The sequence below is a fragment of the Dyadobacter sp. OTU695 genome, from assembly GCF_038440355.1.
In the GTDB taxonomy this organism is placed as follows: Bacteria; Bacteroidota; Bacteroidia; order Cytophagales; family Spirosomataceae; genus Dyadobacter.
Genome location: NZ_JASATN010000010.1, coordinates 205551 through 219350, shown reverse-complemented (window position 1 = coordinate 219350; position 13800 = coordinate 205551). Strand labels below are relative to the sequence as shown.

Genomic DNA, 13800 nt, shown 5'->3' with positions numbered 1-13800 from the left:
CAGTCTTTTACCCATGGAGACAACAGGATAAGTCAAATGTGTTGTTTGTTCATTGGGTCGGGTCGCGACGGGTTATTTCGATTATATTTAGTTGCCTTTCATGCTATATATTTGCTTTTCATGGTTTGTATAAACATTTTGTGAGTTTGTACGAACAATTGTTTCGTATTGATAAGGCTCTTGGTATTTTTGTAATTCTTGTAGAAATAATTATTTAAAATTAAACCAATGCATACCAGATTTTTGATCGGTTTAGTGGTGGTGGCGGTGCCGATAATGTACTTTTCGTGGGCTGGGCTACCGTGGCAGAAGAAGGTGGATTACAATGCCGATGTAAAACCGATCCTCAACAAGCATTGCATGGGCTGCCACGGCGGCGTGAAAAAAGCGGGAGACGTGAGCTTCCTGTTCGAACATGAAATGCTCGAACCCGGTAAATCGGGTAAGATACCGGTGGTACGAGGCGACGCCGATGCCAGCGAAATGATCCGGCGCATTCTTTCGGATGACCCTGATGAAAAAATGCCAAAAAACGGTACGCCGCTCAATGACAAGGAAATAGGTATTCTGAAAGACTGGATCAATGACGGTGCGGAATGGGAGACGCATTGGTCTTACAAAAAAGTAGAAAGGCCCGATGTACCTTCCCTGAATAGTTTTTCCAACCTGTTCGGCTTGCTGAATACCGGTGACAAGGCCTGGGCCAAGAATGAAATCGACCATTTTGTTGCCAAAAAGCTAAAAGAAGAAAGCCTGAAAACGTCACCCGAAGCAGATCGCGCAACACTGTTGCGTCGGGTAAGCCTCGACATTACCGGCCTGCCCCCGACTGAAAAAGAGGTTCTGGATTTTGAGAACGACAAATCACCGGATGCCTACGAAAAAGTAGTGGACAGGTTGCTCAAATCACCCGCATATGGTGAAAAATGGACCTCGATGTGGATGGACCTTGCGCGTTATGCCGATACGAAGGGGTACGAAAGCGACGGCGGGCGCACCATGTGGCGCTACCGCGATTATGTGGTCAAATCTTTTAATGAAGACAAACCGTTCGACCGGTTCACGATCGAACAGCTGGCCGGTGACCTATTGCCGGAAAAGGAAAAGGGCTTCCCCGTTGAGCAAAATGTGATAGCCACTGGTTTTCACAGAAATACAATGACGAACAACGAAGGCGGAACCGACGACGAAGAGTTTCGTACAGCAGCGTTGATCGACCGCGTCAATACTACCTGGGAAGTTTGGCAAGGTACCACATTCGGCTGTATACAATGCCATAGCCATCCTTACGATCCTATTCCGCACGACGAATATTACAAATACGCAGCCTTCTTCAATAACTCGCGCGATGAGGACGTGTGGGATGAATGGCCGAAACTCCGGTTCTACAAAGGGGAAGATTCAGCCCGTTTCGAAAGAGTGAAGGAATGGATCCAAAAGTATGATCCGAACCAGCTGGAAGCAAAAACGCAGTTCATGAAGGTGATGGAGCCGAAGATCAATGCGCACAATTTTGTGAAGGGAGATCAATCTACCGTACTGGTAATTTCCTATTATGGTGTGAAACACAAGGGCAATGCACGCATTCCGCAGGTGAACCTCACCGGTGCCGACAATGTGCTGATGAATACTGGTACAAAGGCAGAAAATGCCGTATTGACCCTGCATTTGGATAAACTCGATGGACCGGTGCTTGCGACTGTTAAGGTGCCAACCCGCGATACGGTGATCGTGGCGCCAATAGCCAAAACCAGCGGGAAACACGATATTTATCTGTCATTAAACAGCCCGAAAGCACCCGAAGAATGGGTACGCATTACCTGGGCTGCATTTCAAAAAGCGTTGCCGGGGACCGGTCAGCCGGGCTATGAGCAGGTCGTGGCCGATTACGCGACTGCATTGACGCGCCCGACAGAAAGTATGCCGGTGCTTTGGGAAGGAAAAGGTGATTTTGCCCGTAAAACCAATGTATTCGTCCGCGGTAACTGGATGGTAAAAGGCCCGGAAGTGAAACCCGATGTGCCAAAACTGCTTGCACCATTGCCGAAAGGTGCTTCCCGTGACCGGCTAGGCCTTGCCAAGTGGATTGTGAGCCGGGATAATGCGTTGACCGGCCGGGTGGTCGTGAACCGTTTCTGGGAGCAGCTTTTCGGAAGAGGTATTGTGGAAACAGTGGAAGATTTTGGCTCGCAGGGAGCCGAACCATCCCATCCCGAGCTGCTCGACTGGCTGGCGGTGTCGTTTATGGAAGATTATAAATGGAGTGTTAAAAAACTGCTGAAAACGATCGTTATGTCGGCTACTTACCGGCAGGACTCCCGTTCCGATGAGCAGAGAAAGGAAAAAGATCCGTACAACGTCTGGCTCTCGCGCGGCCCGCGCGTACGCCTGAGTGCCGAACAGGTACGCGATCAGGCACTCGCATGCAGCGGACTCATTTCAAACAAAATGTACGGCCCGAGCGTCATGCCGCCGCAGCCTGACAAGATCTGGCAGTCGCCATACAGCGGGGAAAGCTGGGTGGTGAGTGCGGGCGAGGACAAATACCGCAGGGGAGTTTATACCTATTGGAAAAGAACGGCACCCTATCCTTCCATGACCACTTTCGATGCCCCGAGCCGCGAGTTCTGCCAGTCGAGAAGGATTATTACCAATACGCCATTGCAGGCACTGGTAACCCTCAACGACCCTGTGTACCTTGAAGCGGCCGAAAAACTGGCCTCCAAAATGAAGACGCGGGGTAAGACACCCGAGCAACAACTCAAAGAAGGGTACCGTCTGCTTACGTTCAAAACCATAGAGCCGAAGAGCCTGAATGTGCTCATGAAAGTATATAAGGATGCGCTTAATGAATACCGGCAAAAGCCCTCGGAGGTCGACAGTATTTTGGTATATGGAAAAGAAAAATCCCCGGAACTGGCCGCATTGACGATTTCAGCGAATGTGCTGCTGAATCTCGACAACGTCGTGACAAAAGAATAATCCACATGGAAAAGCTACTCAAAGAATTACAACACGCGGAACTTCATCGCCAGACGCGCCGGCATTTTTTGCAATCTGCCGGTTTCGGGCTGGGCGCATTGGGTCTGGGCTCACTACTCGGCTCCTGCGGCTCATCGAAAGCCGGTGAAGCAGCAGGTGCTTCGGAATCGCTTGCGGGAGGCGGTATTCCGCAGTTTGCTCCGAAAGCCAAGCGGGTGATTTACATACACATGGCCGGTGCACCGTCGCAGCTTGAACTTTTTGATTACAAGCCCGAGCTCGTTAAATACCACGGAAAAGACTGTCCGGCTGAATTTTTGGAAGGCAAGAAATTCGCATTCATCCAGGGCGTACCCAAAATGCTCGGGCCGCAGGGAAAATTTGCACAATATGGCCAATCCGGAGCGTGGCTATCGGACTATCTGCCCTATCTGCAGACCGTCGCCGATGAGATAACCTTCCTGAAAGCCATGCATACAGACCAGTTCAACCACGCGCCTGCGCAGTTGCTCCTGCATACGGGCAGCCCGCGGCTTGGACGCCCGAGCCTGGGCGCATGGGCGGTGTATGGCCTCGGCTCGGAAAACCGCAATTTGCCCGGGTTTATCGTGCTGGCTTCCGGTGGCCGCCAGCCTGATGCAGGGAAAAGTGTTTACGGGAGCGGCTTTCTGCCGTCGGTATACCAGGGCGTGCAATGCCGCACGGGCGGTGATCCGGTTCTGTATGTGACCGACCCGAACGGAATGAACCGGAATATTCGTAAAAAGACGATCGACGCGATCAACGAAATCAACCGGCAGACTTACGAAGAGGTACAGGATCCCGAGATTTTGACGCGGATCAGCCAATATGAAATGGCTTTCCGGATGCAGATGTCGGTACCAGAGGTAATGGACGTTGCCAAAGAGCCGCAATTTATTCTCGATATGTATGGAGTAAAAGCAGGCGAGGGAAGCTTTGGTATGAATTGTCTCCTGGCACGAAAACTCATCGAAAACGACGTACGTTTTGTGCAGCTTTTCGACTGGGGCTGGGATGGGCACGGTACCAATGCCACCGACAATGTCGAGGGCGGGCTTCGTTCCAAATGCCAGATTTCCGACAAACCCATTGCTGCATTGATCAAGGATCTGAAAATGCGGGGGTTACTCGAAGAAACGCTGGTGGTATTCGGGGCGGAATTTGGCCGGACGCCTATGCAGGAGAACCGTAACGGCGTGGTAATGCCCTACATGGGTCGTGACCATCACCTCGAAGCTTACACGATGTGGATGGCCGGTGGCGGTGTGAAACGTGGACACAGCCATGGCGAAACAGACGAACTGGGTTACTACGGCGTGAAAGACCGGGTGCACGTCCACGATTTGCAGGCCACGATCCTGCATTTGATGGGTTTTGATCATGAAAAATTCACCTACCCATTCCAGGGCAGGAATTTCAGGCTGACGGACACTGAGGGCAAAGTCGTAAAACAGGTAATCGCTTAATGCATCTTAGCAGCATTCAATTCAACCTTATGGAGCAGGAAACAGTAAAGGCCTTCCGGATGCAGCTCAAACCCGGATTTGAAGCAGAATACAAAAAGAGGCACGATGAAATCTGGCCCGAACTGAGCCAGTTGCTCAAAGAAGCCGGGATAACCGAATATTATATCTTTCTCGACGAGGCAACGCTCGCCCTTTTTGCATTTCAGAAAGTGGGAAGCGATGACACGACGGCCAGTCTGCCCGCGCTGCCCATCATGAAAAAATGGTGGAACCACATGGCCGACATTATGGAAGTGAACTCTGACAACTCTCCCGTGGCCATCCCGTGCCCTGAGGTTTTCAGGTTGTAATGCATTGATTTTGAATAATCCTAATCCCTAAATATTAATTTTCGGTATGCTCATTCCTCTTCTTCAGGCGTCGCCCTGGGCACTTTTTATCGGGCGTTTCCACCCGGTATTGGTGCATTTACCCATTGGTTTTTTACTGATTGCAGCCATTATTGAAATAGGCCGGAGGACAGGCAAGATTTCGGTGGGTGAATCTACGGTGGTATTTGTGCTGTTCTGGTCGGCTGTGAGCGCCACTTTTGCCTGCATTGCGGGTTATTTGCTGTCATTGGGTGGGGGGTACGACGAAGATTTGCTGGGTGCACATATGTGGAAGGGCATTGGCGTGGCTGTTTTCGCATGGGTAGCCTGGCTCGTCAAATCGGACAGGCTCGCAGGTAAACTATCATTCGGGAAAGCGATTTATTTACCCGCATTCGCGGTTGCTGTTGTATTGACAATGACGGCAGGCCACGACGGCGGCTCGCTTACGCACGGCGACGGATACCTCACACAATATACACCCGAACCTTTCCGCAGTCTGGCCGGAATGGACCCTATTGAAGAAAAAACAAAGGAAACAAAGCCTATTGCCGACGTACAGCAGGCTATCGTTTATAAGGATATTGTCCAGCCGATCCTCGAAGCACGCTGTACACAATGCCACAATGCCAGCAAGAAAAAGGGCGATTTGCGTATGGACGAGCTCGCATTGCTCATGAAAGGCGGCGAAAACGGCCCTGCATTCGTGCCTGGCAAGGGCGCTGAAAGTGATATGATTAAACGCTGCCTGCTCGACGAGAGCGACGATAACCATATGCCCCCCAAAGGCAAGCCGCAGCTGAGTACAGAGCAAATCGCATTGCTTTCGTGGTGGATCGATCAGGGTGCGCCGGCTGATAAAAAGGTGTCGGAACTGACGGTGCCCGATCAGGTGAAACCGGCCCTGGCATCGCTGGGAGGCGGTTCAGCCGCGGGCGGATCGGGCAATGCCAAGCAGAAAGAATCGGCGATTGCGACATTGAAAGTAGCTCCTGCGAAAGAAGCTGATATCCAGGCATTGCGCAAAGCCGGGCTGATCGTCAATACCTTATCTCAGGATCAGAACCTGCTGGAAGTGAGCGCTGTAAATGCCCCTCAGTTTAGTGATAAGGATATCGCATTGCTTTTGCCCGTTGCCGAGCAGGTAACCTGGTTGAAACTGGGCGGTACTAAAATCACCGACAACGGATTAAAAGAAATCGCCAGATTGAAAAACCTTACAAAACTTCACCTCGAACACACAGGCATCACCGACCAGGGTATTGCGCAAATTAAGGCTTTGCCGCATTTGGAGTACCTGAATATTATCGATACTAAAATCGGCGACGTCGGCCTGAAAAGCATCGCCACCCTGAAAGGCCTTCGTTCGATTTACGTCTGGCAATCCGCCGTTACCGACAGTGCCGTAGCACAAACAGCCCGGCAGAATGCAGGCCTACAAATCGTAAACGGTTTCAGCGAAGCCGAAGTAGCTCAATTCCTGAAAGCCGGCGACACTACCGCCGCTACCAAGCCAGTGGCTACGAAGAAGTAGGCAGGAGTGGTCAGGTATGTTCAGGAGTAGTCAAGTATGGTCAAAGGTAGTCAGGAGTGGTCATTGGTAGTCAAGTATTGCCAGGAATAGTCAGTAAATGCACTACCACAACACCTGACCCCATGACAATTCCTGACTAAATATTCACTCATTCCCCGTTCCACAGCGGCTCATTCAATCATTCAGTCATTCAATCATTCAAAATTCAAACTAAAAATGACCCGCCGGGATTTCATCAACACCGCCACCGTCGCCTCTGCTGCGGGTGCATTAACCACCTTCGAGGCCATCGCCGATTCAAGTCAGGCGCCCGCAAAGTTTGCGGACAAGCTTTCATTGAAAGTACTCGGCACTAACTGGGGTTTTCAGGGAACAACCGATCAGTTTTGTGCAGCGGTAAAAAAAGAGGGGTACGACGGCATTGAAATGTGGTGGCAAGGCTCGAAAGACAAGCAGAAGGAGCTTTTTGACGCATTAAAAAAGTATGACCTCGAAGTCGGGTTTCTCTGCGGATCGGGTGAACGGGATTACAAGACGCATTTGAATGCATTCAAATCCCAGATCGACGCGGCAACTACACAATGGCCGGTTAAGCCGCTTTACATCAATTGTCACAGCGGCCGCGACCATTTTACCTACGAGCAAAACAAGGCATTTATAGACCATACCACCGAGGCTTCGGCCAAAAGCGGTATACCCATTTATCATGAAACCCATCGCGGACGCATGCTTTTTGCTGCGCACATAGCACGGAATTTCATCGAGAAAAACCCGGCATTGCGGCTAACGCTGGATATTTCGCATTGGTGCAATGTGCATGAAAGTCTTTTGCAGGACCAGGAAGAAACTGTTCAACTTGCGCTCGCACGGGTAGGGCACATCCACTCGAGGGTAGGACACGAGGAAGGCCCGCAGGTGAACGATCCGCGTGCGCCGGAATGGGAAGCTGCTGTAAAAGCACATTTGGCATGGTGGGACAAAGTGGTGGAATATAAGGTTAAAAGTGGTGAAACACTGACCGTCCTAACGGAATTTGGGCCGCCGAATTATCAGCCTACCGTGCCGTTTACGCATCAGCCGCTGTCGGATCAGTGGGGGATCAATGTGCATATGATGCATTTGTTAAGAAAACGGTATTTGAAATAAAACACTACTGAAAGGCTGGACTTGCACATCCATTTTTCTCTAAATTGCAGTGTTTTAAATCAACGACTCTATGAAAAACACACACTTCCTGCTCGCCCGGGAAGAATCTGATGTCCGTAAAACATTCCTGGGCGCATTCATAGCCCATATTGACGGAGGCAAAGCTACATCTGTCAAAGATTTCCACGAGGCGATCGCCGCAGCGATGCGTTTCCCCGATTATTCCGGCAAAAACCTGGACGCACTCGACGAAATGCTGAACGACCTCGAATGGATCGACGAGAAGAAAGTAGTGATCTACATTGACCGGTCGGCTGAATGGCTTTCCAAAGAAAAATCGGACGACAAGCTGCTGACTATTATCGACATTTTTGACGCCACGGCCGAAGACTGGAAATGGCTCGACGAGGAGGAAGAGGGTGTGGAGAAAAAAGAACTGCAAATCGTTTTCCAGGATTCGCCTCGCATTCGCACCTTGCTTGAAGATCAGGAAATTCCGTTTGATGCGCTCGACTGAAACGTCATTGGGGTATTCGTCAGGAGTAGTCAAGTATTGTCAAGTATAGACATGAATGGAGGAGATTTAAACTGACCTTGCGACAGTAAATTCCTGACTGTCAATGGGTACACTAGACAATTTAGTGACCACAAATGACTATTCCTGACCACAACTGACTACATTTGACGAACAACGTCTCGCCGCCACTGAATGTACCCAATGACTGCCAGAATGAGGAACACACCGTACAGAATCGCGGTGAGATGCAGGTCTTTGTAGAAATACATGACGACGTACGCTGCGTCGGCGACGATCCAGATGATCCAGTTTTCGAGGTATTTGCGGGCCATCATCCATTGACCGATCAGGCTCGCGATGGTGAGCGCGGAATCTGCATAAGTCAGGCTGGCGTTGGTGAACTTACCGAGTAAAAAGCCCCATGAGAGCGTAATTGCCACAAATATCAAACCAAAAGCCGGGTAGAGCTTAATGGGGGTGCGGGTAACGCGCAGGCCATCATGATTTTGTCCACCGAATTTCCACATCCACCAGCCGTAAATGCTTGTCAGGAAATAATAGCCCTGCAAACCCATATCGGCGTACAATCTTACCTGCCAGAAAACGATTCCATACAAAACCGCATTGACGATACCGAAAAACCAGCCGAGTACGTTTTGGCGGGTGTTGAGGTACACGCAGATCGCGCCGGTGATAAAACCGAGGATTTCGAGCACTGTTGTTGGCAGGCCTGCCAGGGAAACGGGTTGATTGAGCCAGTCGGTCATGAGGGAGAATGGTGTGAAAGGTAAAAATAAAATGATATTCCGGATTTTCGCGCTGGGGCATTTCGGGCTATTTTTGCAATTCGAACAGCGTGGCAACAAAATTGGTACGACTGTTGTTATCTTTTTTGGCCGGTCGGGAAACTCCCCGAAACGGCTTTTTGCGTTTACATTTCACTGCGGCCAGGGCCGCACAGCATTCGATATAATTGGAAGTTAAAGACTTATTGACACTATATGGGGGCGACAGCTATCTGGATGTGCTGAGCACGCAGATCGCCTCCAAAGATGCTGAGGCTGCGCACATACAGATCAAGGGATTGGTAGGAAGCCTCGACGCCGTCGTTGCGGCCTCATTGCAGCATAAAAAGAAATCGCCGGCAGTATACATCCTCAGCGATCGCGAGGAAGCAGCCTATTTCCAGAACGACCTGCAAAACCTGCTGGGTTCCACCGAAGTGCTTTTTTATCCGACATCTTATAAAAGGCCGTACCATTACGAGGAAGTGGATAATGCCAATGTGCTGATGCGCGGCGAAATTCTCAACAAACTCAGCGCTGGCCGTAGCTCGGCGGTGCAGATCGTCACTTACCCGGAGGCATTGTTTGAGAAGGTGATCAACAAGCGTTCGCTGAAAGCCAACACATTCTCCGTCAAAGTTGGGGAGAAACTCGATCCGGCATTTCTGACTGAATTTTTGAATAGTTACGGTTTCGAAATCACCGATTTCGTATTCGAGGCGGGGCAGTTTTCGGTGCGTGGGGGTATTCTTGATGTATTTTCGTTCGCCAACGAGCATCCGTTCCGGATCGAGCTTTTCGGCGATGAAGTGGAAAGTATCCGCTCATTCGACCCGGATACACAGCTTTCGATCGAGAGCGCGAAGCAGATCAATATCGTGCCGGATATTCAGCAAAAGCTCTCTCACGAAACTCGGGAATCTTTCCTCAATTTCTTTGCGGATGAGACCGCTATCTGGTTCAAGGATGCGGAACTGACATTGGAAGTGATAGAAAAGTGCTTCGAAAGAGCGGAAAAGGCTCTCGAAGAAGTGACAGGCGGCGGGGTACAGATCGTTTCCAATCCACAAGACCTTTTTGAAACGCGACGCGGGTTCCTGAACCAGGTGAAGAAGTTCAAAACGGTTGAGTTTGGCAAGAAATCGTATTTCAAGACCGAAATGAAGTTGCCTTACTCTTCCAAACCGCAGCCTTCGTTCAATAAGGATTTTAAAAGGCTTTTGGATGATTTGTCTGATAATCAGAACAAAGGCTATGTCAATATCATCGTTGCCGAGCAGCCCAAGCAGCTCGACCGGTTGGAGCGCATTTTTGAAGACCTCGACCCGTTTGTGAAATTTCGACCAATGCACATTTCGCTGCGGGAAGGTTTCGTGGACGACAATATGAAAGTGGCGTGCTACACGGATCACCAGATTTTCGCCCGTTTTCATAAATACAGGTTGAAAGAGAAGTTCAGCAAATCCAAGGCAATGACCTTGAAAGAGCTGAAATCCTTGCAGGTAGGCGACTTTGTGACGCACGTCGATTACGGGATCGGCCGCTTTGCCGGGATGGAGCGCAAAGACGTGAATGGGAAGGAGCAGGAAGCGGTCCGGCTGATTTATCGCGATAATGATTTATTATACGTGAGTGTTCATAACCTGCACAAAATTGCCAAGTATACCGGCAAAGAAGGTACGCCGCCGGCTATGAGCAAGCTGGGCTCGGGAGAATGGGAGGCTAAAAAATCGAAGGTTAAAAAGCAGCTCAAAGACATTGCCCACGAGCTGATTGCATTGTATGCCAAACGTCGCCAGGCGCCTGGCTTCCCGTTCTCGAAAGACAATTACCTGCAAACCGAGCTGGAATCTTCCTTTATATATGAAGACACGCCCGACCAGGCGACGGCTACGGCCAATGTGAAGGATGATATGGAAAAAGGGCATCCAATGGATCGTCTCGTATGCGGTGACGTGGGCTTTGGCAAAACCGAAATCGCGATCCGGGCTGCATTCAAAGCGGTTTGTGATAGCAAGCAGGTGGCTGTGCTGGTTCCGACGACCATTCTGGCCATGCAGCATTTCAAAACATTCAGCGACCGTCTCGCCGATTTCCCGGCCCGGGTGGGTTATATCAACCGTTTCAAATCGGCGAAGGAGATTAAGGAGACTTTAAAGGACGCTGAGGAAGGCAAGATCGACATTCTGATCGGTACGCACCGGATTTTGAATAAAGACGTGAAATTCAAGGACCTGGGGTTGCTGATCGTCGATGAAGAGCAGAAGTTTGGGGTAAAGGCCAAAGACCGTTTGAAGGAAATGCGCGTCAATGTGGACGTGCTCACGCTTACCGCGACGCCGATTCCGCGGACACTGCATTTCTCGCTCATGGGTGCGCGCGACCTATCGGTTATTGCCACCCCGCCGCCTAACCGCCAGCCTGTTACGACGGAAGTGCATACTTTCAGCGAGGAATTCATCCGCGACGCGATCAGTTTCGAAGTGCAGCGGGGCGGACAGGTTTTCTTCGTGCATAACCGTGTGAATGATATAGAATCCATCGCGAATATCATTCTCCGCCTGGTACCCGACGTCCGCATAGGCGTGGCGCACGGACAAATGGATGGCGACAAGCTGGAAAAAGTGATGCTGAATTTTATTGAAGGCGAGTACGACGTCCTGGTATCGACGAACATCATCGAATCGGGGATCGATATTGCCAATGCGAATACCATTATTATTAATTCCGCGCACATGTTCGGACTCTCGGACCTGCACCAGATGCGCGGCCGCGTAGGGCGCTCGAACCGGAAGGCATTCTGCTACCTGCTCACGCCGTCGGTATCGACGTTGGCCAGCGATTCGCGTAAACGTTTACAGACCCTGGAAGAGTTTTCCGATCTGGGCGACGGATTCAAGGTAGCAATGCGCGACCTGGACATCCGCGGTGCCGGTAACCTGCTGGGTGCGGAGCAAAGCGGTTTTGTGAATGACCTGGGCTACGAATTATACCATAAAATGCTCGATGAAGCTGTTCAGGAGCTGAAAAGCAATGAGTTTAAGGATCTTTTCGAAGGGGTATTCAGCCTGCCGAAAAAACTGGTGCCGGACACGCAGATAGAGACCGATTTCGCGACATTGATACCGGACGATTATGTTAAAAATATTTCCGAGAGGCTGTCGTTATATACCCGCCTCGATAATATTGCGACAGAGGACGAGCTCAGTAAATTTGAAAAGGAAATCCTCGACCGTTTCGGACCGGTGCCCCATGAGGTGCAGGATTTGTTGAAAACGGTGCGTTTGCGCTGGGAAGCAGAGGCTTTGCAGTTTGAAAAACTGACTTTAAAAAGCAATACGATGAAAGGCTACTTCGTTACTTCGCAGAATGACGAATTCTTTCAGTCGGCAAAGTTCGGACAGGTGATCGATTACATTAAAAAACACCCGAAGCAAATTTCGCTTAAAGATCAGAAAGGCAAGCTGATACTGATTTGTGAAGATGTCAAAAGTATTGATCAGGCACGCCACGTGCTCATGGAAATGACCCAGTAGCAAACAGGCCTCCGTTACCTGATAATTGATTTTTAAAAATAATATCGATTGATTTCATACATTTGCGGTTTCGCATACTATAAAATACCAAACACTTAAGTCACTTTAAAGCAATGATTTGCATGCAAAAGATGGGTACCCGGTCGATCGCGCTGATTCTGATTGTGTTATTAGCGGCAACTGCGTGTAGTAAAAAGAAGCCAACCAGCTTGAAACCTGGCAAGACCAGTTCGAAAACAGGTTTGGCTTACAACGGAAAAGACGGGTTTGAAGTAAAGCAATACAAAGCTTTGCCAGCCGGTCCCGACCTTGTCTACATCGAAGGTGGCCGTTTTACGATGGGTTCGCTGGAAGAGGATGTAATGACGCGCCGGGACAACCCGAAAAGAACCGTCAGTATCCAGTCATTTTACATGGACCAGACGGAAGTGGCGAACGTTCACTACCTCGAATACCTGAATGCGGTCCAGAAAGATTCTTCGGAAGAGTTTTATGCGAAAGCACTTCCTGATACTAACGTTTGGTATAATGAACTGTCATTCAACGACTCTTATGTAACTATGTACCTGCGCCACCCTGGCTTCCGCCTCTACCCTGTGGTAGGTGTTTCGTGGGTTCAGGCTAACGACTACTGCGCATGGCGTACCGCTGCAGTGAGCCAGGCTAACAACGTTAAAGGCGCCGCTGCGGCAGGTGGTACTAAAAAGAAAAGAGGATTCTCTTTCGGCAAGAAGAAGAAAGCCGAAGGTGAAGCGGTTGCAGCTACCGATGCTCCGGCACCACAGCTCCGCATTGAAAGCGGCTATGTAATGCCTCCATACCGCCTTCCGACAGAAGCGGAGTTTGAATACGCTGCTATGGCGATGATCGGAACACAATATTCTGACGAGAACCAGGCTAATTCAAGAATTTACCCGTGGGATGGTTCTACCATGCGCCAGCCACGTGGCCGTAAGCAGGGAACAATGCTCGCGAACTTCAAACGCGGTCCTGGTGACTACGCGGGTATCGCAGGCAAATCCAATGATGGAGCGATTATTACACAAGAAATTCGCTCTTATCCGGCTAACGACAACGGTCTTTATGATATGGCAGGTAACGTGAGCGAATGGGTTTACGATGTATACCGTCCGCTTTCCAACTCTGATGTAAACGACTTGAACTCGTTCCGTCGCGACGGCTATCAGGATGAGGCTAAAAACTACGATACCAAGAACAACAACTCAATGGTTGATGATAAGCTGAGAGTTTACAAAGGCGGTTCATGGGCTGATGTAGCTTACTGGCTGTCTCCGGGAACACGCCGCTATATGGACCAGGACTCCGCAACCGCTATGGTAGGTTTCCGTTGCGCGATGATCGCCACCGGAACTCACAAAGAGTAAGGTTCTAAATAATATCAATTCAAAAGCCGCTGTTCTTCCGAATGGCGGCTTTTTGAT

The 13800-nt window shown here is 50.0% G+C and carries 9 protein-coding genes; 8 read left to right on the top strand and 1 reads right to left on the bottom strand.

Features of this window, described 5'->3' with window-relative positions; genetic code table 11:
* The first annotated feature begins 228 nt into the window (after positions 1-228).
* The 6 genes from AAHB90_RS19495 (at position 229) to AAHB90_RS19470 (ending at position 8037) form a co-directional block, all read left to right on the top strand.
* Positions 229-2982, top strand: coding sequence for a DUF1553 domain-containing protein (locus tag AAHB90_RS19495; protein ID WP_342086872.1), 2754 nt, complete (start codon positions 229-231; stop codon positions 2980-2982).
* Positions 2983-2987: 5 nt separating this feature from the next.
* On the top strand, positions 2988-4469 hold the full coding sequence (locus AAHB90_RS19490; RefSeq protein WP_342086871.1) for a DUF1501 domain-containing protein: 1482 nt from the start codon (positions 2988-2990) through the stop codon (positions 4467-4469).
* A 29-nt stretch (positions 4470-4498) separates the two neighbouring features.
* Entirely contained in the window at positions 4499-4819 is a 321-nt protein-coding gene (gene rhaM / locus AAHB90_RS19485) for an L-rhamnose mutarotase (protein WP_342086870.1), read from the top strand.
* Positions 4820-4865: 46 nt separating this feature from the next.
* On the top strand, positions 4866-6374 hold the full coding sequence (locus AAHB90_RS19480; protein WP_342086869.1) for a c-type cytochrome domain-containing protein: 1509 nt from the start codon (positions 4866-4868) through the stop codon (positions 6372-6374).
* 216 nt (positions 6375-6590) lie between these two features.
* Positions 6591-7520: a sugar phosphate isomerase/epimerase family protein gene (locus AAHB90_RS19475; protein WP_342086868.1), complete on the top strand. Its 930-nt coding sequence runs from the start codon at positions 6591-6593 to the stop codon at positions 7518-7520.
* A gap of 70 nt (positions 7521-7590) precedes the next feature.
* On the top strand, positions 7591-8037 hold the full coding sequence (locus AAHB90_RS19470) for a barstar family protein (RefSeq protein ID WP_342086867.1): 447 nt from the start codon (positions 7591-7593) through the stop codon (positions 8035-8037).
* 158 nt (positions 8038-8195) lie between these two features.
* Here AAHB90_RS19470 and pnuC read toward each other — a convergent pair whose 3' ends face one another.
* Complete coding sequence (pnuC, locus tag AAHB90_RS19465; protein WP_342086866.1) at positions 8196-8804, bottom strand: nicotinamide riboside transporter PnuC; 609 nt, start codon at positions 8802-8804, stop codon at positions 8196-8198.
* Between the two features lie 206 nt (positions 8805-9010).
* On the opposite strand from pnuC, the gene mfd reads away from it, so the two are divergent.
* Positions 9011-12358, top strand: coding sequence for a transcription-repair coupling factor (gene mfd, locus AAHB90_RS19460; RefSeq protein WP_342086865.1), 3348 nt, complete (start codon positions 9011-9013; stop codon positions 12356-12358).
* 122 nt (positions 12359-12480) lie between these two features.
* The gene (locus tag AAHB90_RS19455; protein WP_342086864.1) at positions 12481-13743 is read left to right on the top strand and encodes an SUMF1/EgtB/PvdO family nonheme iron enzyme; all 1263 of its coding nucleotides are present in this window, start codon (positions 12481-12483) and stop codon (positions 13741-13743) included.
* Positions 13744-13800: the final 57 nt, after the last annotated feature.